We start from the raw sequence: 24,181 nt of genomic DNA on the forward strand, positions 1-24,181 counted from the left end.
AGCCCGGATCAGTGGGCGGCATGACCGGCGCCCAGGTAGGCCTCGATCACCTTCTCGTTGCGCTGCACGTCCGCGGGCGTGCCCTCGGCGATCTGCTTGCCGTAGTCGAGCACCGTGACGCGGTCGCACAGGCCCATCACGAGCTTCACGTCGTGCTCGATCAGCAGGATCGTGCGGCCGTCGTTGCGGATGCGGTCGATCAGCTCGCGCAGCACCACCTTCTCGGTCGCGTTCATGCCGGCGGCGGGCTCGTCGAGCGCGATCAGCTTCGGGTCGGTGGCGAGCGCGCGCGCGATCTCCAGGCGCCGCTGGTCGCCGTAGCTCAGCGTGCGCGCCCGGTAGTCGGCGTAGCGGGCGATGCCGACGTAGTCGAGCAGCTGCATCGCGCGCTCGCGGATCTGCGCCTCCTCGTCGCGGAAGCGCCGGGTGCGGAACACCGCGCCGATGAGGCCCGAGCTCGTGCGCACGTGGCGGCCCACCATCACGTTCTCCGCCGCCGTCATGTCGGGGAAGAGCCGGATGTTCTGGAAGGTGCGCGCGATGCCCGCCTTCGCCACCTCGTGCACCGCGGTGGGCTTGTAGGGCGCACCGCCCAGTTCGAAGCGGCCCGAGTCGGGCGTGTACAAGCCGGTGAGCACGTTGAAGAAGGTGGTCTTGCCGGCACCGTTGGGGCCGATCAGACCGTAGACCTGGCCGCGGCGGATCTCGATGCCGACGTCCGACAGCGCCTGCAGGCCGCCGAAGCGCTTGGACACGCCGCTGACCTTGAGAATGCTTTCACTCATCGTCGTGTCTCCTTCACTGGGGGGTCGGCTTGACCTTGCCGTGCTCGGGCGCCGGCCACAGGCCGCGCGGACGCAGCAGCATCACGGTGATCATCGCCACCGCGATCAGGAACTGGCGCAGGATGGCCGCGTCCAGGCGCCCGTCGGTCATCTGCTGCAGCGGGCCGGCGACGTAGCGCAGCACCTCGGGCAGCGCCGCGAGCAGCAAGGCGCCCACGATCACGCCCGGCAGGTGGCCGAGGCCGCCGAGCACGACCATCGCGACGATCATGATCGACTCCATCAGGCTGAAGGACTCGGGCGAGATGAAGCCCTGGAAGGCCGCGAACATCGCGCCGGACACGCCGCCGAAGGTCGCGCCCATCGCGAAGGCGAGCAGCTTCATGTTGCGCACGTTGATGCCCATCGCCTTGGCGGCGATGTCGTCCTCGCGGATCGCCATCCACGCACGGCCGATGCGCGAGGTCTCGAGCCGGTGGCTGATCAGGATGCTGAAGAGCACCAGCGCGAGGAAGAGGTAGTAGTACAGCACCACAGGCGGCATCCGGTAGTCGCCGAGCATCAGCGGCTGGCCGAAGTCGAAGCCGAAGATGCGCATCGAGTCGATGCCGCTGATGCCGCGCGGGCCGTTGGTGATGTTGAGCGGGTGCTCGAGGTTGTTCATGAACACGCGGATGATCTCGCCGAAGCCGAGCGTGACGATCGCGAGGTAGTCGCCGCGCAGCCGCAGCACGGGCGTGCCGAGCAGCACGCCGGCCAGCGCCGCGAGTGCGGCCGCCAGCGGCACGATCACCCAGATCGGCGTGTGCAGCCCGTTGGGGAAGGCGGCCGCGATCGCGGGGAAGTTGTCCCAGAGATGCGGCGACGCGAGCAGGCCGAAGAGGTAGGCGCCCACCGCGTAGAACGCCACGTAGCCCAGGTCGAGCAGGCCGGCGTAGCCCACCACGATGTTCAGGCCGATCGCCAGCATCACGTAGAGCAGCGCCAGGTCGATGATGCGCACCCAGCCCTGGCCGAAGTAGAGCGCGAGGTGCGGCAGCAGCAGCAGGCCGAGACCCGCCAGCGCGAACACCACCAGCTTGTTCTTTTGTTCCATGTCGTACTCCTGCGGAAGGTCAGGCGCGGTCGGCGACACGCTCGCCGAGCAGGCCCGAGGGCCGCAGCGTCAGGATCAGGATCAGCACGATGAAGGCGAAGATGTCGGCGTAATGGCTGCCGAACACGCCCCCGGTCAGCTCGCCGATGTAGCCGGCACCGAGCGCCTCGATCAGGCCGAGCAGCACGCCGCCGACCATCGCGCCGGTGAGGTTGCCGATGCCGCCGAACACCGCCGCGGTGAAGGCCTTGAGGCCCGGCAGGAAGCCCATCGAGTGCTGCACCGAGCCGTAGTTGGCGGCCCACATCACGCCGGCCACTGCCGCGAGCGCCGCGCCGATGATGAAGGTCGCGGAGATCACCATGTCGGGGCGCACGCCCATCAGGCCCGCGACGCGCGGGTTCTCGGCGGTGGCGCGCATCGCGCGGCCGAGCTTGGTCTTGTTCACGAGCCACAGCAGGCCGGTGAGGATCAGCGCGGTGGCCACCAGGATGATCACCTGCGTGACGGTGATGACCGCGCCGCCGATCTCGATCACCTCGGTGGGCAGCAGCAGCGGATAGGGCTTGGGATTCGGCTTCCAGATGATCATCGCCAGCGTCTGCAGCAGGATCGACATGCCGATCGCGGTGATCAGCGGCGCCAGGCGCGGCGCGCTGCGCAGCGGCCGGTAGGCGACCTTCTCGATCGTGAAGTTCAGCGCCGCGCAGACCACGATCGCGCAGACGAGTGAGATCAGCATCATCAGCCAGCCCGGCAGGTCGGGCGCCGCCTCCTGCAGGAAGGTGACCACGGTCCAGCTGACCATGGCGCCGACCATCAGGACTTCGCCGTGGGCGAAGTTGATGAGGCTGATGATGCCGTAGACCATCGTGTAGCCCAGTGCGACGAGCGCATACATGCTGCCCAGCACCAGACCATTGATGATCTGCTGAAGGAGGATTTCCATCGGAGGGGTTCTCCACAAGAGAAGGGTGTTCTCGACCGGAGCCGGCGCGCCAGGATCACAGCTGCCGCCAGCGTTCTTGTAACGGGGGTGACCATTAGCAAGAAGTTGGCCGCCCTGGAGGATGCATCCAGCCCCCACCGTTCCGGCCGCCAAAGTGGCGCGGATTGTAGTCGTACCTCTGCTAACACCCGCTACGGGTTTCTGTCCGTTGTCACAGCGAAAAACAGAGTGTGGAGCGTGCCTTTAGCGCGACTCGCCGGCGCGCCGGTTGAGTTCGCGCAACTCCGCGAGCTTTTCCCCGATGCGGATCTCCAGTCCGCGCGCCACCGGCTCGTAGAAGCCGGGCGGTGCCATGCCCTCGGGCAGGTAGCTCTCGCCAGCCGCGAAGCCGCCCGCCTCGTCATGCGCGTAACGGTAGCCCTGGCCGTGTCCGAGCTCCTTCATGAGCCGCGTCGGTGCATTGCGAAGGTGCATCGGCACCGGACGGGTGCCGTCCTTCTTCACGAAGGCGCGCGCCGCATTGAAGGCGGCATAGACGGCGTTCGACTTCGGTGCCACCGCGAGGTAGACCACCGCCTGAGCCAGCGCCAGCTCGCCCTCGGGCGAGCCGAGCCGCTCGTAGGTCTCGGCCGCGTCGAGCGCGAGCCGCAGCGCGCGCGGGTCGGCCAGCCCGATGTCCTCGGCCGCCATGCGGATCAGCCGGCGCGACAGGTAGCGCGCATCGACGCCGCCGTCGAGCATGCGCACCAGCCAGTACAGCGCCGCATCAGGGTCGGAGCCACGCACCGACTTGTGCAGCGCCGAGATCGTGTCGTAGAACTGCTCGCCGCCCTTGTCGTAGCGGCGCAGCTGCTCGCCGAGGCTGCGCTCGAGCTGCGCCTCGTCGATCTCGGCCGCGCCGCCGGCCATGCGCGCGAGATTCTCGTAGGTGTTGAGCAGCCGCCGCGCGTCGCCGTCGGCATAGCCGATCAGGCGCGCGCGCGCGGCATCGCTCAGCGCCGGGCCCTGCAGCGCGGCGGCGGCACGCCCGAGCAGCTGCGCCATCTCGGCCTCGTCGAGGCTTTTCAGGACATGCACGGTGGCGCGCGACAGCAGCGCCGAGTTGACCTCGAAGGACGGGTTCTCGGTGGTCGCGCCGATGAAGGTGAAGAGGCCCGACTCGACATGCGGCAGGAAGGCGTCCTGCTGCGCCTTGTTGAAGCGGTGCACCTCGTCGACGAAGACGATCGTGCGCCGGCCCTGCCTGCGCGCGGCCTGCGCCTGCTCGACCGCCTCGCGGATGTCCTTCACGCCGCCGAGCACGGCGGAGATGGTGATGAACTGCGCCTCGAAGCCGTCGGCCATCAGCCGCGCCAGCGTCGTCTTGCCGACGCCGGGCGGCCCCCAGAGGATCATCGAGTGGGGCCGCCCCGACTCGAACGCGGCGCGCAGCGGCTTGCCCGGGCCGAGCAGCTGCGACTGGCCGATCACCTCGTCGAGCGTGCGCGGGCGCAGCCGCTCGGCGAGCGGCGCGTCGGTGGGGTCGGAGGCGGCCGCAGCGCCCTGCGCGCGTGGCGCGGGCTGCGGCGGGACGGCGCCCGCGGGCGCCTCGTCGGGGAACAGCTCGTCGGTCATGCGCCGATTGTCCCGAATCGGCGCCGGACCCGCTGCCTCACTGCGGCAGCACGTCCACGCCCGGCGGCGGCGTGTAGCGGAAGGACTCGGGCGCGATCGCGACGTTGGACTCGACGCGGCTGAAGTTCAGCCGCGAGCGCTGCCCGAAGCTGTCGAGGATCTCGATCGCACCGAGGTCGCGGCCTCGAAAGCCGATGCGCAGCGACTGGAACTGGCCTTCCTTCGTGCGCGGCAGCGCCTCGACCCACTGCAGGCCCTCGGCATCGGGCAAGGCCTTGAGCTGGAAGTCGCGCTCGATGCCGGTGCCCGCCAGCAGCGCCGCCGGCGTCGCGCCGAGCGCCTGGTCCATGTTGCGCACCGTCACCTGGTCGAGGTCGGCGTCGTGCACCCAGACCTTGCGGCCGTCGGCGACGATGTGCTGCTCGAAGGGCTTCAGGTAGTCGAAGCGGAAGCGGTTCGGCCGCAGGAACTCGAAGCGCCCGCTCGAGCTGCGCTGGCGCGCGCCGTCGGGCGAGGTCACGGTCTGCGTGAACTCGGCGCGGCCGCTCTTGACGTCGCGCACGAACTCGCGCAGCGTGTCCACCGCGTCGGCCCAGGCGGGGGCGGCCAGGCCCAGCAGGGCGGCCATCAGCAGTCGTTTCATTCTTCGCGCGCCGGGACGATCAGGTCCCGGTTCCCGTTGGTTCCCATCGACGATACGAGCCCGGACTTCTCCATTTGTTCCAGCAGTCGCGCGGCGCGGTTGTAACCGATGCGCAGGTGGCGCTGCACCAGCGAGATCGACGCGCGCCGGTGCTGCAGCACGATCGCCACCGCCTGGTCGTACATCGGGTCGGCCTCGCCTTCGCCGCCGGCGCCGCCCGCCCCGCCCGGCTCGCCGCCGCCCTCGCCGTCGAGCACGCCGCCCTCGAGGATGCCCTCGATGTAGTCGGGCTCGCCCAGGCTCTTGAGCTGCTCGACGACGCGATGCACCTCCTCGTCGCTGACGAAGGCGCCGTGCACGCGCACCGGCATGCCGGTGCCCGGCGCGAGGAAGAGCATGTCGCCCTGGCCGAGCAACGCCTCGGCGCCCATCTGGTCGAGGATGGTGCGGCTGTCGATCTTGCTCGAGACCTGGAAGGCGATGCGCGTCGGGATGTTGGCCTTGATGAGGCCGGTGATCACGTCCACGCTCGGCCGCTGCGTCGCGAGGATCAGGTGGATGCCGGCCGCGCGCGCCTTCTGCGCCAGCCGCGCGATCAGCTCCTCGATCTTCTTGCCGACCACCATCATCAGGTCGGCGAGCTCGTCGATCACGACCACGATGTAGGGCAGCCGGTCCAGCGGCTCGGGCTCCTCGGGCGTGAGGCTGAACGGGTTCGGGATCTTCTCCTCGCGCTCGGCCGCCTCGTCGATCTTCTTGTTGTAGCCGGCGAGGTTGCGCACGCCGAGCTTGCTCATCAGCTTGTAGCGCCGCTCCATCTCGCCCACGCACCAGGTCAGCGCGTTCGACGCCTGCTTCATGTCGGTGACGACCGGCGCGAGCAGGTGCGGGATGCCCTCGTACATCGCCATCTCGAGCATCTTCGGGTCGATCATCAGCAGGCGCACGTCGCGCGCCTCGGCCTTGAAGAGCAGGCTCAGGATCATCGCGTTGATGCCCACCGACTTGCCCGAGCCGGTGGTGCCGGCCACCAGCAGGTGCGGCATCTTCGCGAGGTCGGCGACCACCGGCTGGCCGACGATGTCCTTGCCCAGGCCCATCGTCAGCAGCGAGGGCGCGTCGCGGTAGACCGGCGAGTCGAGGATCTCGGTGAGCCGGATGCTCTGGCGGCGCGGGTTGGGCAGCTCCAGCGCCATCAGGTTCTTGCCGGGAATGGTCTCGACGACGCGGATGCTCACGAGGCTCAGCGAACGCGCCAGGTCCTTGGCGAGGTTGACGATCTGCGAGCCCTTCACGCCGGTGGCCGGCTCGATCTCGTAGCGCGTGATGACCGGGCCGGGGAAGGCCGCGACGACCAGCACCTCGACGCCGAAGTCCTTGAGCTTCTTCTCGATCAGCCGGCTCGTCATCTCGAGCGTGTCGGCGGTGATCGTCTCCTGGCGGGCCGGCACCGGGTCGAGCAGCGCGACCTGCGGCCTCCGGGCGTCGCCGGGCTCGGCAGGCGCGCTCCTCGCCGCGGCGGGAGCGGGCGCGGCAGCCGGGACAGGCGCTGCGGCGGCGACGGCCGGCGCCACCGCGGGCGCGGCCGCCGGCTCCTGCTTCGCCTTGCGCTCGCGCACCGGGCGTGCGTGCGGCTCCTCGATCATGCCGGGCTCGATCCAGGGCGGCTCGACCAGCGCGGGCTCCTTGATCGCGAGCTCGCGCAGCACCGGCACGTCGAGCGGCGCTGCCGCGGGCGGCGCCGCACTGGCGGCCTCGACCTCCGGCTCGAGCGGCGGCTCGACCTTCTTCGGCGTGACGAGCCTGGTGCGGACCTTCTTGAAGGCCTCCGACGCCGCCTCGACGAGGATCGGCGGATGGGCGGCCGCGACCTGGCGCTCCTCCTCCAGCACCGCCTCGCGCTCGCGGCTCGCCTGCTCGCCCAGGCGCAGGTCCTTCTGGCGCTCGCGCCGCTCCAGCAGCCGCAGGCGCAGGCCGTCGATGCGCGCCCCGAGCGTCTCCGCCGAGCGCATCCACGAGAAACGCAGCGCCAGCGGCAGCCCGATCACGAGCACCACGATCCAGAAGGCGCCCGAGCCGGTGAAGCCCAGCCAGCGCATGCTGCTCGGCCCCAGCAGGTAGCCGAGCACGCCGCCGGCATGTCCCGGCAGCAGCGCCTCCAGCTGATAGAGGCGCGTCCACTCGAGCGCCGTGCTCGCGCACAGCAGCAGCGCCAGCCCGAGCCACACCGACCAGGCCGGCCGCGGCGGGGCCCCCTCGGGCGCGGGCAGCGCGTCCTCGCGCAGCACGCCGGCGAGCCGGCCCAGGAAGGCGCGCACGGCCACCGGCACCAGCCACCAGGCCGAGAAGCCGAGGCCGAAATAGGAGAGATCGGACAGCCAGGCGCCGAAGGCGCCGGCCTTGTTGCGCGGCACGCTCGCGCTGCCGGACGTGGACCACGCGCCGTCGAGCGGCGAATGAGTCGCCAGCGCGAGCACGTACAGGCCGAGCAGCAGCGCGCCGACGAGCACGCCGACCTGTGTCTGCCAGCGCGGGCGCGCGGGCTCCGGCGGCGGGGCCTTGGCGGCCTTGCCGCGCCGATAGACGGTGGAGGGCGGACCGGCCTCGGTCCGGAGAGAGCCAAGCGGGAAAACCATTGCAGGGATTGTGGCCCATCGCGGGCCGCACGCACTCCCCTGCAGGCACGCGCCGCGGTCCGGCCTGCGCCGAACCGCGGCGAGGTTCACACCCGGCGCGGGGAAGCCGCCTGCCCCGCGCGCGGCTTCGGCTTCAAGCGGCCGGCTGGCGCTCCTTGACGATCACCGAGCCGTCCGGCTGCGTCTCGACGAAGCCGCGCTCCTCGAGATCCTTCATCACGCGGCTGACCATCTCGCGCGAGGCGCCGACGATCTTGGCCAGGTCCTGGCGCGAGACCTTGTTGCGGATCAGCTGCACGCCGTTGACGTCCTCGGCCATGTCGAGGAGCGTCCTCGCGACGCGGCCATAGACGTCGAGCAACGCAAGCGACTCGATCTGCCGGTCGGCCGCGCGCAGCCGTGCCACCAGCCCGCGCAGGATCGCGTACGACAGGCTCGAGCTCTCGGGCAGGCAGCGCGAGAACTCCGGGCGGCCGAGCACCAGCACGTCGGTCTGCACCTCCGCGCGCACCGTGGCCGAGTGCGGCTCGTTGTCGATCAGGCTCATCTCGCCGACATAGTCGCCCGGCTGCAGCATCGCCAGGATCACCTCGCGCCCCCGCGAGTCGGAGGTGAGCACGCGCGCGCGCCCGGTCAGCAGGATGAACAGCGCATTGGTCTTGCGCCCCTGCTCGACGATGATCTCGCCGCGCCGGAAGCGGCGCTTGACCACGCCCTCGGCCACCGCCTCGGCCTGGACGTTGGTCAGCATCGAGAACAACGGAACGCGCCGAATCAGGTCCAGATTGGACAACATCGCCATGACAGATACCCCTTGATCGCCGGCTATCGCGCCGATTCGAGTTATGCAAGCCCGCGCTCGCGTCAAGCCGGCAGGCCTTACCTACAATGCGCCGGAACGGCGGTGTCGCTCACCGCTCTCCTGCCGTGCAACATCGGAATACGTGAAATTCTTCACAGTATCACTCTAACCGATGCACACCCCTTGTCGAACCCTCGAACTCCCTCTGACGCCATGAGCACTCCCCCGAAGCATGCACAGGTCCTGATCCTCGGCTCCGGCCCCGCGGGCTACACCGCCGCGATCTACGCCGCGCGCGCCAACCTCAAGCCGATGCTCGTCACCGGCATGGCGCAGGGCGGCCAGCTGATGACCACCACCGAGGTCGACAACTGGCCGGCCGACGTGATGGGCGTGCAGGGGCCCGAGCTGATGCAGCGCTTCCAGCAGCATGCCAAGCGCTTCAACACCGAGATCGTGTTCGACCACATCAACGAGGTCAGCCTCACGCAGCGGCCGTTCCGCCTCAAGGGCGACGCGGGCGAGTACACCTGCGACGCGCTCATCATCGCCACCGGCGCGTCGGCGAAGTACCTGGGCCTGCCCTCTGAGCAGGCCTTCCACGGCCGCGGGGTCAGCGGCTGCGCCACCTGCGACGGCTTCTTCTACCGCGGCGAGGACGTCTGCGTGGTCGGCGGCGGCAACACCGCGGTCGAGGAGGCGCTCTACCTGTCGAACATCGCGCGCAAGGTCACGCTGATCCACCGCCGCGACAAGTTCCGCGCCGAGGCGATCCTCGTCGACAAGCTGCAGGAGAAGGTCAACGCCGGCACGATGGAGCTCAAGCTCTTCTCGGTGCTCGACGAGGTGCTGGGCGACCAGACGGGCGTCACCGGCGTGCGCATCCGCAACGTCGACACCGGGGCGACCGAGGACATCCCGCTCAAGGGCTGCTTCATCGCCATCGGCCACCAGCCCAACACCGGCATCTTCGAGGGCCAGCTCGAGATGAAGGACGGCTACATCGTCACGCGCTCGGGCCTCAACGGCTTCGCGACGATGACCAGCGTGCCGGGCGTGTTCGCCGCCGGCGACGTGCAGGACCATGTCTACCGCCAGGCCATCACCAGCGCCGGCACCGGCTGCATGGCCGCGCTCGACGCGCAGCGCTTCCTCGAGCAGGACGGCGCGCTCTGAGGCCTCTTGCGGCCGGTCTCTCGGGCCGGCTCGCAAATCTGGCTATAATCGCTGTCTTTGCCGAAACTGGCTCGAGCGCCAGCGCTTGTGCATTCCCTCACCCGGATCACAGTCGCCACCGCACGCAGCCTTCGAAGGGCCTCCATCAAGCCTCGCATCTCCGGCGCCTCGTGCGGCGAGCGGTGCTCGTGAGCTTGCGCTGGAGGCCAATCTTGAAACGAGATTGAAACGGAGAAGCGTCATGGCACGCGTCTGTCAAGTTACGGGCAAGCGCCCGATGGTGGGCAACAATGTGTCCCACGCCAACAACAAAACGAAGCGCCGCTTCCTGCCCAACCTGCAGTACCGTCGCTTCTGGCTCGAGACCGAGAACCGCTGGGTGCGCCTGCGCATCAGCAACGCCGCTCTGCGCCTGATCGACAAGGTCGGCATCGACCAGGTCGTGGCCGACCTGCGCGCCAAGGGCGAGCTCTGATCAGCCGCTCCGACTCATACAGGACCTAGGAGAAACACACCATGGCATCCAAAGGCGGACGCGAGAAGATCAAGCTGGAATCCACTGCCGGCACCGGTCACTTCTACACCACCACCAAGAACAAGAAGACCACGCCCGAGAAGATGGAGCTGATGAAGTTCGATCCGAAGGCGCGCAAGCACGTCGCTTACAAGGAAGTCAAGCTGAAGTGATTCGGCAGCCTTCCAGGCCCTGACGAGGGCCGTTTGCAAAGAACCCGCCGCGGAAGACTCCCGGCGGGTTTTTTGTTGCCTGCACAACGCTGCGGCCCTGCAGGGCCCCGCCCCCGACACCCGGCAGCAGCCCTCTCCTTCGCACGCGCCGCCCTGCAGCGCCAACCCGGGTGCCCCGCTCCTCGCGCAGGCAAGAAAAAAGCGCCTCCGAGGAGGCGCTTCCGGGGATCGATCGGAAAGCCGGGATCAGGCGCGCACGGCGCGCAGCTTCAGCGCGAAGTCGGCCAGCGCGGCGTTGCCGCTCTCCTCGGCCTTCTTGCACCAGGCCTGCAGGTCGAGCACAAGCTGCTCGGCCGAGACGTTGGTGCGGGTCCAGATCTGGCGCAGCTCCTCGCGCATCGTCACCAGCTTGGTCAGCGCCGGCGAGGCCTCGCAGGCGGCGGCGCAGGCCTTCTGGATGTCGGCGCGCACGCTCATCGGGATGCGCTCGGCATCGCGGTGCAGCCAGCGCTGCGCGAGGCGCATCTCGCGCCAGCGCGCGCTGTTCTCCGCCCCCGCGGCCTTGAGCTGCTCGAGCTCGGCCGCGCAGGCGCGGCGCAGCTCGCGGGCGTACTTGGCCATCACCTCGTAGCGGTGGGCGATCACCGCCTCGAGCGTCTTCTCGTCGGCCACCGGCTTGATCTCGCCGAGCTTGAGCGTCGGCGCGGTCTTGCGCACCTTGGCCAGGCCCAGCATCTCCATCGCGCGGATGTAGCCCCAGCCGATGTCGAACTCGTACTTCTTGACCGAGAACTTGGCCGAGGTCGGGTAGGTGTGGTGGTTGTTGTGCAGCTCCTCGCCGCCGATCATGATGCCCCAGGGCGAGACGTTGGTCGACGCGTCGGGCGCCTCGAAGTTGCGGTAGCCCCAGTAGTGGCCGATGCCGTTGATGATGCCGGCCGCGTTGATCGGGATCCACAGCATCTGCACCGCCCAGACGGTGAGGCCCAGCGCGCCGAACAGCAGCACGTTGATGATCAGCATCAGGCCCACGCCCTGCCAGCTGTAGCGGGTGTAGAGGTTGCGCTCGATCCAGTCGTTCGGGGTGCCGTGGCAGTACTTGCGCAGCGTCTCCTCGTTCTTCGCCTCGGCGCGGTAGAGCTCGGCGCCCTGCAGCAGCACGGTCTTGATGCCGCGCGTCATCGGGCTGTGCGGATCGTCGACCGTCTCGCACTTGGCGTGGTGCTTGCGGTGGATCGACACCCACTCCTTCGTCACCATCCCGGTGGTCAGCCACAGCCAGAAGCGGAAGAAGTGCGAAGGCAGCGCGTGCAGGTCGAGCGCACGGTGCGCCTGCGAGCGGTGCAGGTAGATCGTCACCGCCGCGATCGTGATGTGGGTGACCACCAGCGTGTAGATCAGCACCTGCCACCAGGAGGCACCGGTCAGGCCGTAGGCCAGCCAGTGCAGGAGGCTGTCCCACACCACGAGGAGAGATTCGGTCATTGAAGCGCCTTTCAGGCCTTTTCCAGAACAACCCACGATTGTAGGGGGGCGGCCCCGCCGCCCCGCCATCCGCTACCCTGGATTGCTGGGATTTGTTGCCTGAACTTTCTCGGCGTCAAGCACAGCCGCGCGGACGGGGATTCCGTCCGCGCTGTCACTTGGAGCGTTTCGGCTCAGCGACGTTCCCACACCGCGGCAAAGAATCCGTCGGTGCCGTGGCGGTGCGGCCACAGCCGCAGGTAGTCGTCCTTCACGAGCGCGGCGGCGTTCTCGACCTTGGCCGCCTCCAGCACCTCGGCCGCGGGCACCAGCCGGAAGTCGCCGCGCTGCGCCTCGGTGAAGGCGGCGGCGATCGCCTCGTTCTCGTCGGGCAGCACGCTGCAGGTGGAGTAGACGAGCCGCCCGCCCGACTTCACGAGCCGCGCCGCGCCCGCGAGGATCGCGCTCTGCTTGACCGTCATCTCCTCGATCGCCTTCGGCGACTGGCGCCACTTCAGGTCCGGGTTGCGCCGCAGCGTGCCGAGGCCCGAGCAGGGCGCGTCCACCAGCACGCGGTCGATCTTGCCCGCGAGACGCTTGACGCGCTCGTCGCGCTCGTGCGCGATCTGCGCCGGGTACACGTTCGAGAGGCCGCTGCGCGCCAGGCGTGGCTTGAGGGCTTCCAGCCGGTGGCCCGAGACGTCGAAGGCATAGAGCCGGCCGGTGTTGCGCATCATCGCGCCGAGCGCCAGGGTCTTGCCGCCCGCGCCCGCGCAGAAGTCCACCACCATCTCGCCACGCTTGGCGCCGGTCAGCAGCGCGAGCAGCTGGCTGCCCTCGTCCTGCACCTCGACCAGGCCGCCGGTGTAGATCTCCATGCGGTGCAGCGAGGACTTGGCCTGGGTGCGCAGGCCCCAGGGCGAGTAGGGCATCAGCTCCGCCGCGACACCCGCGGCCACGAGCGTGGCGAGCACGTCCTCGCGCTTGGCTTTCAGGGTGTTGACGCGCAGGTCCAGCGGCGCGGGCTGGCTGAGCGCCTCCATCAGCGGCCAGAACTCGTCGCCGAGCGCGTTCTTCAGCTGCGTCGCGAGCCAGTCGGGCAGGTTGTGGCGCAGCTTCTCGGGCAGCGTGCTGCGGTCGATCGCCTGCACCTCGGCGAGCCACTGCTGCTCGTTCGGGCCGATCGCGCCGCGGCGCAAGCTCTCGGTGCCCTGCCAGGCGAGCAAGGCCAGGCGCCGCTCGAGCGCGCCGCTGCCGCTTTGTGCGAGGTTCTGGAACAGCAGTCGCTGGCGCAGCACGTTGTAGGTGGTCTCGGCCAGCGCATGGCGCTCGCGCGGCCCGAGGGCACGGTGCTTGCGGAAGAAGGCCGACACGACGCCGTCGGCAGGGGCTTCGAACTTGAGGACCTGGCGAAGCAGTTCGGTGGCCAGGTCGAGCAGGGCGTTTGGATGCATGATGCGGATTATCCCAGCCACCCTGTCCGCCACGCCCGCCGTGGCCTTGTCCGCCATGCTCGACATCGAGGAACTGCCGCCGCTGCCCGACACGCCCACCGGTCGCTATCGGCACTACAAGGGCGGCGAATACGAGGTGATCGGCGTCGCTCGCCACTCGGAGACGCTCGAGCCGCTGGTGGTCTACCGCCCGCTCTACAACCAGACCGGCTGGTGGGTGCGGCCGCACGCGATGTTCTTCGAGACCGTCACGATCGACGGGGTCGAGCAGCCGCGCTTCCGCTTCACCGGCGCCTGAGGCCTCCGGCCGCGAGCCGCCCCGGTTCCGGCCGCCGCGGCCCGAGCCTCAGGTCAGCAGCTGGCTCTCGCCGTCGCGGTGCGTGACGATGCCCTCGCGCACGTCCAGCCGGTCCTCGACCAGCCAGCGCACCGCGCGCGGGTAGAGCACATGCTCGCGCGCGAGCACGCGCTGCGAGAGGCTTTCCTCGCTGTCGCCCAGCAGCACCGGCACCACCGCCTGCGCGATGATCGGGCCGTGGTCGAGCTCGGCGGTGACGAAGTGCACCGTCAGCCCTGCCACCTTGCAGCCCGCCTCGATGGCCCGGCGGTGCGTGTGCAGCCCGGTGAAGGCGGGCAGCAGCGAGGGGTGCACGTTGACCATGCGGCCCTCGTAGCGGCGCGTGAAGCCGGGCGTGAGGATGCGCATGAAGCCGGCGAGCACCACCACGTCGGGCGAGAAGGCATCGATCACGCGCGCGAGCTCGGCGTCGAAGGACTCGCGGTCCGGCCAGGCCTTGTGGTCGACCGCCGCGGTGGCGATGCCCTGCGCCGCGGCCCAGGCGAGGCCCGCGGCGTCGGGGCGGTTGCTGACGACGGCCGCGACGGTGGCGGGCCAGCCCTCGGCGGCGCAGGCGCGCGCGATGGCCTCCATGTTGGAGCCGCGGCCGGAGATCAGGATCACGATGCGTTTCATCGGGCGGCAGTGTAAGGGTGCCGCCCGCCCTGCCCTTGCGGCGCGACCCCGCCACCTACAATCGCGCCCGATATGGATTCCGAGATCATCCGGACCGTGCTGGTCTACGCGCTGCCGGTGCTGTTCGCCATCACCGTGCACGAGGCCGCCCACGGCTATGCGGCGCGCCACTTCGGCGACCCGACCGCGGAGATGCTCGGGCGCATCACGCTCAACCCCGCCAGGCACATCGATCCCTTCGGCACCGTCGCGATGCCGCTGCTGCTCTATGTCGCGAGCGCCGGGCTCTTCACCTTCGGCTACGCGAAGCCGGTGCCGGTCGACTACCGCAGGCTGCGCCACCCGAAGCACGACATGGTCTGGGTCGCCTTCGCCGGCCCGGCGTCGAATCTCGCGCAGGCGATCGCGTGGGCGCTGCTCGGCGCAGCGCTGCTCGCACTCGACGTGGAGGAGGACTTCTTCCTGCAGATGGCGCGCGCCGGCATGCTCGTCAACGGCGTGATGTTCGCCCTCAACCTCTTCCCGCTGCCGCCGCTCGACGGCGGGCGCATGCTGATCGGCGCGCTGCCGCTGCGCGCCGCGGCCGCGCTGGCGCGCCTGGAGCGCTTCGGCTTCCTCGTCGTCATCGCGCTGCTCGTCGCCGGGCTGCTCACCACCTACTGGATGCTGCCGATCCTGCGCGCGCTGCTGGGCGCGCTCACGGCCGCCCTTCCCTCCCTCCAAGTCATCCTGAGCCTTTCATGAGCGAACGCGTCCTCACCGGCATCACCACCACCGGCACCCCGCACCTCGGCAACTACGTCGGCGCGATCCGGCCGGCCATCGTGGCCAGCCGCGCGCCGGGCGTCGAGAGCTTCTTCTTCCTCGCCGACTACCACGCGCTGATCAAGTGCGACGACCCGGACCGCATCGAGCGCTCGCGCCTGGAGATCGCCGCCACCTGGCTCGCCGCGGGGCTCGACACGAACCGGGTGACCTTCTACCGCCAGAGCGACATCCCCGAGATCCCGGAGCTGACCTGGCTGCTGACCTGCGTGACGGCCAAGGGGCAGATGAATCGCGCGCACGCCTACAAGGCCGCTGCCGACGCCAACGAGGCCGCCGGCGAGGAGACCGACGCGGGCGTCACGATGGGCCTGTTCTGCTACCCGATCCTGATGGCCGCGGACATCCTGATGTTCAACGCGCACCGCGTGCCGGTCGGCCGCGACCAGGTGCAGCACATCGAGATGGCGCGCGACGTCGGCCAGCGCTTCAACCACCTGTTCGGCCGGGGACGCGAGCTCTTCGTGCTGCCGCAGGCCGAGATCGAGGAGGAGGTCGCGACGCTGCCGGGCCTGGACGGGCGCAAGATGTCCAAGAGCTACGACAACACGATCCCGCTGTTCGAGGGCGGCCCCAGGCGCCTGAAGGAGGCGGTGGCGCGCATCGTCACCGACTCGCGGCTGCCCGGCGAGCCGAAGGACCCGGACGGCGCGCACCTCGTGACGATCCACGACGCCTTCGCCACACCCGCGCAGCGCGAGGCCTTCCGCGCCGAGCTGCGCGCGGGGCTCTCCTGGGGCGAGGCCAAGGAGCGGCTCGTCGCGCTGATCGAGGCGCATGTCGGGCCGATGCGCGAGCGCTATGCCGCGCTGATGGCGCACCCGGAGCAGATCGAGGAGATCCTGCAGGAAGGCGCGCGCAAGGCGCGCGCGGTCGCGACGCCCTTCCTCGCCGAGCTGCGCCAGGCGGTGGGCCTGCGCGCGATGACGGCGGTCGCGCAGCCGAAGGCGAAGGTCGAGGCGCACAAGGCGGCGCTGCCGGTGTTCAAGCAGTACCGCGAGGCCGACGGCCGCTTCTACTTCAAGCTCAGCGCCGCCGACGGCAGCGTGCTGCTGCAGAGCCAGGGCTTCGCCGAGGGCCGCGAGGCCGGCGGCTGGGTCAAGCGGCTGAAGACCGAGGGCGCCGCGGCGCTGGGCGAAGCGCCGGTCGAGCTGGGCGAAGGCGTGCAGCGCGCCGCGGTGGAGGACGCGCTGGCGGCCCTCGTCGCCGCCGCGCAGGAGTGAGCCGCTTGGAGGCGATTTCCCGCGACATGGCCGGCATCCACATCACCGACATCGAGGCCGCGATCAACTGGTGGCGCGATCGCAAGCCCTCGCCCGACGGCATCAGCGCCTGCGCCGAGGTGCGCGCGCTCGCCGAGGTCTACGCGCTGATGGTCTACTACCGCGAGCCCGAGTGCGACGAGGCGACGATGCCGGCCGCGGCCCGGCAGGCCTGGCTCGACTGGTACGCGACGACGCCCGACACGCCCTGCATCGCGATCTGCTCGACCAGCCAGGGCGACGCGGTCTGCAAGGGCTGCGGCCGCAGCTTCGCCGAGGTGCAGTGCTGGCCCGAGATGAGCCCGGGCGAGAAGCGCGCCACTTGGCGGCGCATCACGCTCGAGGGCAGCGCCTGGCGCTTCAACCGCTACGCCGAACGGGCGGTGCGGCAGTCGCCGCCACCGGCAGTGGCGATCGACGAGGCGCCCGCCCCGTCCGTGCCCGCGGCCGTGTCCGCGCCGGCTCCCGCGCGGACACGGCGGCCGCCGCGCCCGCAGAAGCGGCGCAACAAGTCCTGAGCGTGCCCTTCAGTCCGCTGCGCGCAGCGGCAGGCTGATCACGAAGCAGCTGCCGCCGCCCTCGCTCGCCTCGCAGTGCACGCTGCCGCCGTGCCGCTCGGCGATCTGCTTCACCAGGCTCAGCCCGAGTCCGACGCCGCCCGCATGCTCGGCATGCCCGGGCAGCCGGTAGAAGGGCTCGAAGATGCGCTCGCGCTGGCTCTCGGGCACGCCGGGCCCGCGATCGCAGACGCGTACCTGCAGCCGCTCGCCCGCGCGCCGCACCTCGACCTCGGGCGGCTCGCTGCCGCCGTAGCGGCGCGCGTTCTCCAGCAGGTTGCGCACCGCACGGCGCAGCAGGCGCTCGTCGCCGCTCGTCTCCAGGTCCTCCCCTCCGGCCATGGCATCGAAGCGCGCCGACTCCTCGACCACGAGCGGCAGCAGCGCCACCGGATCGCGCCGCTCGAGTTGCGCGCCGGCGTCGAGCCGGCTCGCGAGCAGCACCTCCTCGACCAGCGCGTCGAGCTCGCGGATGTCGGTCTCGATCTCGCGCCTGAGCGCCTCGCGCCGCGCCGGCGAGGCATCGTCGAGCATCGCCAGCGCCATCTTCAGCCGCGCCAGCGGCGAGCGCAGCTCGTGCGAGGCGTTGGCGAGCAGCTGGCGGTGCGACTGCACCAGCGCCTCGATGCGCGCCGCCGCCGCGTTGAAGCTCGACGCGAGCGCCGCGACCTCGTCGCGGCCGTGCACCGGCACGCGGTGCGCGAGCTCGCCCGCGCCGAAGGTCTCGACACCGCGGCGCAGCGCCTCGAGCTCGCGCGTCAGCCGCCGCACCACCGGCCAGGCGCCGGCGGCGACCGCGACGAACAGCGCCAGCAGCGCCATCGCCAGCCCGCCACCCCGCAGGAACCACGGCGGCGGCGGCACCTCAAGCGGCCGGCGCTCGGGGCCGCGCCAGCCCTCGCTCGGCCCCTCGCCGCGCCCGCCCGCAGCCGCCCCGTCGGGGCGCGGCCCGCGCCACGGGCCCGGGCGCACGAACAGCAGCATGCGTCCGTCCGACAGCGGCAGCGTCCAGACGCGGCGCCCCTCGGCGGCGAGGCGCTCGAAGGCCGGCGACGTGGCGATGCGACGGCCCCCGGCCGCGTCGAGCGCGAGCGGCAGCCGCAGCCGCTCCGCCCACTCCAGCAGGGCGTGGCGCTGCTGGGCCAGCGGCGCGCTGGCCGGCGGCAGCGTGTTCTCGGCGAGCTCGCCCCACGCGACGAGGCGCTCGGACCAGGCGGCGCGGCCCTGCTCGCGCTCGTGCTCGATGTTGCGCTCGAACAGCCAGCCGGCCGCCAGCGCGAACAGCAGCAGCACCGCGACGACGGTCAGGTAGATGCGCAGGTAGAGGTTCTTCATGCCGGCGCCGCGTCGCCCTCGTCCTGGCGGCGCGCGAACAGGTAGCCGGCGCCGCGCACCGTCAGGATGCGGCGCGGCGCCTTCGGGTCGTCCTCGATCGCGGCGCGGATGCGCGAGACGTGCACGTCGATCGAGCGGTCGAAGGCCTCCAGCGCATGGCCCTTGAGCGCGTCCATGATCTGGTCGCGCGACAGCACCCGCCCGGGGCTGCGCGCCAGCACGACGAGCATCTGGAACTGGTAGCCCGTGAGGTCGCAGGACCGGCCGTCGAGACGCGCGACATGCGCGCCGAGGTCGATCTCGAGCCGCCCGAAGCGCAGCACCTCGTCGCTGCCGGACCGGGGTCCGCCGCCACCGGCGCGCCGCAGGATCGCGCGCAGGCGCGCCAGCAGCTCGCGCGGCTCGAAGGGTTTCGGGAGGTAGTCGTCGGCCCCGAGCTCGAGCCCGACGATGCGGTCCATCGGCTCGCCGCGGGCGGTGAGCATCAGCACCGGCAGGTGGCGCGTGCGCGGCGAGCCGCGCAGCTCGCGGCACAGGTCGAGCCCGTCGCCGTCTGGCAGCATCAGGTCGAGCACCAGCGCGTCGAACTCCTCGCGCGCCAGCGCTTCCCGCCCGGCGGCGAGCGTCGGCGCAGTGTCCACCGAGAAGCCGGCGGCGCGCAGGTAGTCGCCGAGCATGCCAGTGAGGCGCAGGTCGTCGTCAATGAGCAGCAGGCGGGCGGTCATGGGCGGTATCGGGGTGCGGGCGAGGCCGAGCAGCATAGCCGCCGCGGCAGACGATGAAAAAAAGGCGCCACGCAGGCGTGGCGCCGAAGTCGATGTCCGGTCCAGGGATCATCAACAGGAGGAGAAAGGAAAAAGTGGCTTCGCTGCGCGCGAGCCGCGGGAGGCCGGGTCAGCGCGGGCCCTGCTCCTGCATGCGCTGCTGGCGCTCCTGCATGCGCTGCTCGACGCGGCGCTGCCGCTCGGCCATCCGCTCGGCGAGCCTGGCGCGCTGCTCGGGCGTCAGCACGCGGGCGATGTCGACCATCGCCTGCGTCATGCGCCTGGAGTTCGCATCCATCTGCGCGACCGACTGCTGGCGCAGCGCCTCGATCGCCGCGGCATCGATGTTCGGCTGCGTGAACAGCGAGCGCATCTGCTCGTGCAGCTTGCGGCCGGCCTCGCGCCCGGCCTTCAGCTCGGTGGCGGCGGCCAGCGCGATCTGGCGGATCTGGCTGCGCTGCTGATCGCTCGCGTTCAGGTCGCGCAGCATGTGCTCGACCATGCGCTCGACATGCTGCGGATCGGCCATGAAGCCGCCCCCGCCACCCATCATCGCGCCGTGGTGGCCGTGATGTCCGTGGTGGCCGTAACCGGCGGCCACGGCCGGCGCGCCGGCCGCTGCGGCGAGGCCGAGCACCAGGCCGAAGAGCGCCCCCTTGATGGCGCGGGCTCGGGACGGGCGGGTCGCGAGGACCGCAGAAGAGACAGGATGGGTCATCATGGGCTCCTTGTGTTCCGGGCCGGCAGGCCCGATGGAGACAATGATGGACAGCTCAGGTGAAGCGAAAGTTCGGCCCGGGTAAAGAACTGTGAAGCCCCCGGCACCGCACCTTCAGAAGGGCCCCGGCAGCAGCTTGAAGCCCAGCCACAGCACCGCGATCACCGCGTTGACCGGCAGCGCCAGCACGCCGGGCACGTAGAAGACGACCGACAGCAGCTGCGACTGCAGCTCCGTCACCGCCCCGAGTCCGTAGCAGACGAAGCCCATCACCGCCCAGCGGCGCGCGTAGACGCCCAGCCAGCGCGACTGGTTGCAGTTGTGCCGCCACGCGGCAGCGCGCTCGAACAGGTTGCCGCCCCGCACGTCCCTGAACAGCCAGCCGAAGAAGAGGTAGCGGTACAGCAGTGTCAGAAAGGAAGTCTCCGCCATGTTCGTCCCGATCGAGGTATGCGCAGCCGTGGAGGGGAAGCTAGCCCCTGCAGCCGGTTCCTGTCCATAGAGAGCAAGCCGGGTGCCCCACCGCCCGGGGGACGACGCCCCTCAGGTCCCGGAGCGCGGCAGGCGGCTGTCCGCGGCGCCGCGCAGCGCGTCGAGCCTCGCGACGAGGGCCGCGGCCCGGTCGGAGAACTTGCGCGCGAACAGCACCTCGCCCTCGCCGTAGCCGCTGTCGAGCACGATCGGCGCCCCTGGCGTGAACAGCTCCAGGTGGCGCGCCTCCAGGAAGGCCGGGCTCGATCCACCCGCGCTCCAGTCGGTGTAGGTGAGGTTGCGCCGCATCCTCAGCCGGTAGGGCGAGTTGCCGAGCACCGTCTGGAAGAACACCTCGTCCGGGCAGACCGTGTTCCTGAAGAAGTCCACAACGCCGGGCTGGCGCTCGACGAAGTGCAGCACATGCTCGCAGGCGGGCCGCGACAGCGCCCACCACTGGCTTCCGGCGTAGGGCGCGAGGCCGTCGAGATGGGGCCGGTAGTCGCGCTCCACGGCCTGGAGGCCGCTGCGCACGAGCAGCCGCCGCACCCGCTTGACCAGCCGCGATCGCGGCTCGCCGGGGCGGGGCTGGTAGGTCGTGAGCCGCGACAGCGGCTTTCCCAGCGCCTCGCAGGGCATCGCGACGATGTTCATGAACTCGGTGCCGGCATGCGCCGCGAAGAAGCGCTCGATGTAGGCGGCGGACTGCAGCGGATGGTCGGTGCCGCTCAGCAGCACGAGGTAGTCGGCCGGCTGCGGCGCGGCCAGGGCCGCCTGCAGCAGCACGAGGGCGGCCTCGACCTGCGAGAAATCGGCCCAGTGCACGGCCACGCGCTGCGGCGTGAAGTGCACGCGCCCGCCCCCGATGGCGGCGAAGTCCTCCAGGTTCGACTTGCGGTCGATGTGGATGAAGAAGCTGGCCGTCGCGGACGACAGCGCCCCGACGAGCCGCCCCAGCTGGGCGGGATTGTCGTGAGCCAGGATGAGATAGGCGATCCTCAAGCGAGCCCTCCTCGTCGGGCCGCACGCCGGCCGCGTCCGTCTGCGACACCTCGCACCGTTGCTTGCGCCCCCGGCCTGCTGGCGATCTCGGAGTGCAGCGGCACAGTGTCGGGTGCCATGCTGCTGCCGGCAATCCCGCTTCTCCGGGGAGAGGTGAAGCGCTGCTTCCGCTTATCGTGGGCCTGCCCCGGCATGTCTTATAGGAAAGGATCCCTGCGGACTTTGCCTTGACACGGTATGGTGTCGGCCCCGGGCGGATCCTGGGTCGGCCTGATCCTCCCTCCCTTCTCCTGGACACTGCATGAATCGGAACCTCACGCCCCTGCAGGAAGCCATCCTGCTGCGCAACAACGTTCGCGTCGCCGGCCAGGGCGAGCACGCGATCGTGTTCGCGCACGGCTTCGGCTGCGACCAGAACATGTGGCGCTACGTCGCGCCCTCCTTCGAGGCCGACTTCCGCACCGTGCTGTTCGACTATGTCGGCTCGGGCAAGTCGGACCTGTCGGCCTTCAGCGCCGGGCGCTACGGCACGCTCGAGGGCTACACGCAGGACCTGCTGGAGGTCTGCGACGCGCTGGGCATCGAGGGGGCCACCTTCGTCGGCCACTCGGTGAGCGCCATGATCGGCGCCCTGGCGGCGATCCGACAGCCGGCGCGCTTCGCGCGGCTGGTGATGGTCGCGCCCTCGCCGCGCTACATCAACGAGGCGCCCGACTACTTCGGCGGCCTGGAGCGCGAGGACGTCGACGGACTGCTCGCGATGATGGACCACAACTACATCGGCTGGGCGCAGCAGCTCGCGCCGCTGGTGATGTCCAACCCCGAGCAGCCCGGACTGGCGCAGGAGCTGGAGCAGAGCTTCTGCTCCACCGACCCGGTGGCCGCGCAGACCTTCGCACGTGCCACCTTCTATGCCGACAACCGTGCCGACCTGCCCCGCGTTCCGGCGCCGTCGTTGATCCTGCAGGTGCGCGACGATGCGATCGCGCCGCTGCAGGTGGGCGAGTACCTGCACCGGCAGCTGCCGAGCAGCGAGCTGGTGGTGCTGGACGCGATCGGCCACTGTCCGCACATGAGCCATCCTCGCCTCACCCTCGAGGCGATCCGGCACTACCTGGAGCGAGAGATTGCAGCGTGAGGATTTCGAGCGGGCCGGCGAGGCCGCGCGCCGGATCGCGCCCTGCGGGCTGCTGAGCTTCTCGGACGACGGCACGGTCGTCCATGCCGACGACCGGCTCCATCAGTGGCTGGAGACCCCGAGCGGCGAGCTGCTCGGCTGTCGGCTCGAGAAGCTGATGAGCCGCCCGTCCTGGGTCTTCCACAACACCCACTTCTTCCCGCTGCTGAGGATGCACGGCAAGGCGGACGAGATCCACCTGACGCTGCGCACCGCGCTGGGCGCCGAGCTGCCGGTGATGGTGAGCGCGGTTCGCGAGCCGCGCGAGGACGGTCCAGCGCACAACCACTGCTCGGTGATGACCATGAGGCGGCGCAAGGAGTTCGAGGCCGCGCTGGTCGAGGCACGCAAGGGCGCCGAGGCGGCCACGCAGGCCAAGGACCAGTTCCTGGCGACGGTGTCGCACGAGTTGCGCACGCCGCTCAACGCCATCCTCGGTTGGGTGCGGCTGATGCAGGACGATCGGCTCGAGCCCGCGATGCGGCAGCGCGCGCTCGACACCATCGAGCGAAACGCCAAGGCGCAGTCGCTGCTGATCGAGGACCTGCTCGACATCTCGCGCATCGTCAGCGGCAAGATGCGTCTGAGCCCGCGACCCATCGAGCTCGCGCCCGTGGTCGAGGCGGCGATCGACACCGCGCGGCCCTCGGCGCAGGCCAAGGACATCACGCTGCTCACGGCACTCGACCGCTCCGCCGGTGTCGTCTACGCCGACCCGGACCGCATGCAGCAGGTGGTGTGGAACCTGGTCGCCAATGCGATCAAGTTCACGCCCAAGGGCGGGCGGGTGCAGGCGACGCTGGCGCGCGCAGGCTCGCGGCTGCGCCTCGAGGTCGCCGACAACGGCGCCGGCCTTTCGCCATCGCAGCTCCCTCATTTGTTCGATCGCTTCTGGCAGGCCGATGCGATGCAGCGGCAGGAGAGGAGCGGGCTCGGGCTCGGCCTGTCGATCTGCCGCAGCCTGGTCGAGTTGCACGGCGGCACGATCGGCGTCGCCAGCCGCGGCCCGGGCGAGGGCGCGACCTTCACCGTCGAGTTGCCGCTGGCGGTCGCCGTGGCCTCGGCCGACACCCAGGCGCGCGGCGCCGGGCGCGAGGAGCTCCAGGCCTCGCTGCCTGCCGCGTCGCTGCAGGGCCTGCGCTTGCTGGTCGCCGACGACGACGCCGACGCGCGCGCCCTGCTGAAGATGCTGCTGGAGGGCGCGGGTGCACAGGTACGCACCGTCGCGTCCTGCGACGAGGCGCTGCAGGCGCTGCAGGACGAGGGGGTCCCTGACGTGCTGCTCTCGGATGTCGGCATGCCGGGCCGGGACGGCTTCGAGCTGATCCGGCTGCTGCGCACCGGCCGCGCACCACGCGCCGTCTCGGTGCCTGCGATCGCGATCACCGGGCTCGCGCGCCCGCAGGACCGCGTCAACCTGCTGCGCGCCGGTTTTCAAGCGCATTTGAGCAAGCCGGTGGAGCCGTCGGAAGTGATTGCGCTGGTGGGGGCTCTGGCGGGGCCGCGACGCGCGCCCTGAGAAGTCGATGGCGGCTCCGGCACAGGAGCGAGCCGCGAGAAGGATCGGTTCGCGAGTTGCCTGCGTTCGATCGTTGTCCCTCGGGAATCGCCCCTTTTGCGGTCACGCACTGCCGTTACCGCCCTACTGCGAGGCTCTGCGTGCCGGAGAAGCCCCCCTTGGCGGGATGATTGCCGCAGAAGCCTTCGCAATTCGAAGGCCGGACCACCGGATCCCGATTCTGCGGCCCCAAAAGCAAAACCCCCGACCGCTGCATAGCGACCGGGGGTTTG

Annotated in this window: 24 protein-coding genes; 9 read left to right on the forward strand and 15 right to left on the reverse strand. The window is 70.5% G+C overall.

Going from position 1 to position 24,181, the window contains the following annotated elements:
• Positions 1-8: 8 nt before the first annotated feature.
• The 7 genes from D3A59_RS10785 to D3A59_RS10820 form a co-directional block, all read right to left on the reverse strand.
• Positions 9-785 carry an ABC transporter ATP-binding protein gene (locus D3A59_RS10785; protein WP_119154925.1) on the reverse strand — a complete coding sequence of 259 codons (777 nt, stop codon included), beginning with the start codon at positions 783-785 and terminating at the stop codon, positions 9-11.
• A 13-nt stretch (positions 786-798) separates the two neighbouring features.
• Positions 799-1,881 (reverse strand): branched-chain amino acid ABC transporter permease, encoded by a 1,083-nt coding sequence (locus tag D3A59_RS10790; RefSeq protein ID WP_119154926.1) that lies wholly within the window; start codon positions 1,879-1,881, stop codon positions 799-801.
• Positions 1,882-1,900: 19 nt separating this feature from the next.
• Entirely contained in the window at positions 1,901-2,830 is a 930-nt protein-coding gene (locus D3A59_RS10795) for a branched-chain amino acid ABC transporter permease (protein ID WP_119154927.1), read from the reverse strand.
• Between the two features lie 243 nt (positions 2,831-3,073).
• Complete coding sequence (locus D3A59_RS10800) at positions 3,074-4,444, reverse strand: replication-associated recombination protein A (RefSeq protein WP_119154928.1); 1,371 nt, start codon at positions 4,442-4,444, stop codon at positions 3,074-3,076.
• 37 nt (positions 4,445-4,481) lie between these two features.
• Positions 4,482-5,087 carry an outer membrane lipoprotein periplasmic chaperone LolA gene (gene lolA, locus D3A59_RS10805; RefSeq protein WP_119154929.1) on the reverse strand — a complete coding sequence of 202 codons (606 nt, stop codon included), beginning with the start codon at positions 5,085-5,087 and terminating at the stop codon, positions 4,482-4,484.
• A complete protein-coding gene (locus D3A59_RS26680) occupies positions 5,084-7,723 on the reverse strand; it encodes a DNA translocase FtsK (protein WP_170162334.1) in 2,640 nt (879 codons plus the stop codon). The genes lolA and D3A59_RS26680 overlap by 4 nt, the downstream gene beginning before the upstream one ends.
• A 133-nt stretch (positions 7,724-7,856) precedes the next feature.
• The gene (locus D3A59_RS10820; protein WP_119154930.1) at positions 7,857-8,525 is read right to left on the reverse strand and encodes a Crp/Fnr family transcriptional regulator; all 669 of its coding nucleotides are present in this window, start codon (positions 8,523-8,525) and stop codon (positions 7,857-7,859) included.
• Positions 8,526-8,738: 213 nt separating this feature from the next.
• Between D3A59_RS10820 and trxB the strand changes: the two genes are divergently transcribed.
• From trxB to rpmG, 3 genes are all read left to right on the forward strand, one after another.
• Positions 8,739-9,701, forward strand: coding sequence for a thioredoxin-disulfide reductase (trxB, locus tag D3A59_RS10825; protein ID WP_119154931.1), 963 nt, complete (start codon positions 8,739-8,741; stop codon positions 9,699-9,701).
• A 241-nt stretch (positions 9,702-9,942) separates the two neighbouring features.
• Positions 9,943-10,176, forward strand: a complete 234-nt coding sequence (gene rpmB, locus D3A59_RS10830; RefSeq protein WP_119154932.1) for a 50S ribosomal protein L28 — start codon at positions 9,943-9,945, stop codon at positions 10,174-10,176.
• A 41-nt stretch (positions 10,177-10,217) separates the two neighbouring features.
• On the forward strand, positions 10,218-10,388 hold the full coding sequence (rpmG, locus tag D3A59_RS10835; protein ID WP_119154933.1) for a 50S ribosomal protein L33: 171 nt from the start codon (positions 10,218-10,220) through the stop codon (positions 10,386-10,388).
• 246 nt (positions 10,389-10,634) lie between these two features.
• Here rpmG and D3A59_RS10840 read toward each other — a convergent pair whose 3' ends face one another.
• Together D3A59_RS10840 and D3A59_RS10845 are read right to left on the reverse strand one after the other, a co-directional pair.
• Entirely contained in the window at positions 10,635-11,873 is a 1,239-nt protein-coding gene (locus tag D3A59_RS10840; protein ID WP_119154934.1) for a DesA family fatty acid desaturase, read from the reverse strand.
• A gap of 173 nt (positions 11,874-12,046) precedes the next feature.
• A complete protein-coding gene (locus D3A59_RS10845) occupies positions 12,047-13,306 on the reverse strand; it encodes an RsmB/NOP family class I SAM-dependent RNA methyltransferase (RefSeq protein ID WP_119154935.1) in 1,260 nt (419 codons plus the stop codon).
• 55 nt (positions 13,307-13,361) lie between these two features.
• Here D3A59_RS10845 and D3A59_RS10850 point away from each other — a divergent pair, with 55 nt between their 5' ends.
• Positions 13,362-13,604 carry a DUF1653 domain-containing protein gene (locus D3A59_RS10850; protein WP_119154953.1) on the forward strand — a complete coding sequence of 81 codons (243 nt, stop codon included), beginning with the start codon at positions 13,362-13,364 and terminating at the stop codon, positions 13,602-13,604.
• A gap of 48 nt (positions 13,605-13,652) precedes the next feature.
• On the opposite strand, the gene purN is transcribed toward D3A59_RS10850, so the two are convergent.
• Entirely contained in the window at positions 13,653-14,279 is a 627-nt protein-coding gene (gene purN / locus D3A59_RS10855) for a phosphoribosylglycinamide formyltransferase (RefSeq protein WP_119154936.1), read from the reverse strand.
• A gap of 72 nt (positions 14,280-14,351) precedes the next feature.
• Between purN and D3A59_RS10860 the strand changes: the two genes are divergently transcribed.
• From D3A59_RS10860 to D3A59_RS10870, 3 genes are read left to right on the forward strand one after another with little or no spacing between them, the layout of a single operon-like run.
• Positions 14,352-15,023 (forward strand): site-2 protease family protein, encoded by a 672-nt coding sequence (locus tag D3A59_RS10860; protein ID WP_119154937.1) that lies wholly within the window; start codon positions 14,352-14,354, stop codon positions 15,021-15,023.
• Positions 15,020-16,327: a tryptophan--tRNA ligase gene (locus D3A59_RS10865; RefSeq protein WP_119154938.1), complete on the forward strand. Its 1,308-nt coding sequence runs from the start codon at positions 15,020-15,022 to the stop codon at positions 16,325-16,327. The genes D3A59_RS10860 and D3A59_RS10865 overlap by 4 nt, the downstream gene beginning before the upstream one ends.
• Before the next feature lie 26 nt (positions 16,328-16,353).
• Positions 16,354-16,884, forward strand: coding sequence for a DUF3717 domain-containing protein (locus tag D3A59_RS10870; protein WP_119154954.1), 531 nt, complete (start codon positions 16,354-16,356; stop codon positions 16,882-16,884).
• Positions 16,885-16,893: 9 nt separating this feature from the next.
• Here D3A59_RS10870 and D3A59_RS10875 read toward each other — a convergent pair whose 3' ends face one another.
• From D3A59_RS10875 to D3A59_RS10895, 5 genes are all read right to left on the reverse strand, one after another.
• A complete protein-coding gene (locus D3A59_RS10875) occupies positions 16,894-18,258 on the reverse strand; it encodes a sensor histidine kinase (RefSeq protein ID WP_119154939.1) in 1,365 nt (454 codons plus the stop codon).
• A complete protein-coding gene (locus D3A59_RS10880) occupies positions 18,255-18,983 on the reverse strand; it encodes a response regulator (protein ID WP_119154940.1) in 729 nt (242 codons plus the stop codon). The genes D3A59_RS10875 and D3A59_RS10880 overlap by 4 nt, the downstream gene beginning before the upstream one ends.
• A gap of 169 nt (positions 18,984-19,152) precedes the next feature.
• The gene (locus tag D3A59_RS10885; protein WP_119154941.1) at positions 19,153-19,743 is read right to left on the reverse strand and encodes a Spy/CpxP family protein refolding chaperone; all 591 of its coding nucleotides are present in this window, start codon (positions 19,741-19,743) and stop codon (positions 19,153-19,155) included.
• A 111-nt stretch (positions 19,744-19,854) separates the two neighbouring features.
• The gene (locus tag D3A59_RS10890) at positions 19,855-20,172 is read right to left on the reverse strand and encodes a hypothetical protein (RefSeq protein WP_119154942.1); all 318 of its coding nucleotides are present in this window, start codon (positions 20,170-20,172) and stop codon (positions 19,855-19,857) included.
• 111 nt (positions 20,173-20,283) lie between these two features.
• Positions 20,284-21,213: a beta-1,6-N-acetylglucosaminyltransferase gene (locus D3A59_RS10895; RefSeq protein ID WP_119154943.1), complete on the reverse strand. Its 930-nt coding sequence runs from the start codon at positions 21,211-21,213 to the stop codon at positions 20,284-20,286.
• Positions 21,214-21,514: 301 nt separating this feature from the next.
• Between D3A59_RS10895 and D3A59_RS10900 the strand changes: the two genes are divergently transcribed.
• Both D3A59_RS10900 and D3A59_RS10905 read left to right on the forward strand, forming a co-directional pair.
• Positions 21,515-22,351, forward strand: a complete 837-nt coding sequence (locus D3A59_RS10900) for an alpha/beta fold hydrolase (RefSeq protein WP_272868068.1) — start codon at positions 21,515-21,517, stop codon at positions 22,349-22,351.
• On the forward strand, positions 22,341-23,909 hold the full coding sequence (locus D3A59_RS10905) for a hybrid sensor histidine kinase/response regulator (protein ID WP_205665167.1): 1,569 nt from the start codon (positions 22,341-22,343) through the stop codon (positions 23,907-23,909). The genes D3A59_RS10900 and D3A59_RS10905 overlap by 11 nt, the downstream gene beginning before the upstream one ends.
• Positions 23,910-24,181: the final 272 nt, after the last annotated feature.

Origin of the sequence: Caldimonas tepidiphila, assembly GCF_003569765.1 — a bacterium.
GTDB classification, from domain to species: Bacteria; Pseudomonadota; Gammaproteobacteria; order Burkholderiales; family Burkholderiaceae_C; genus Caldimonas; species Caldimonas tepidiphila.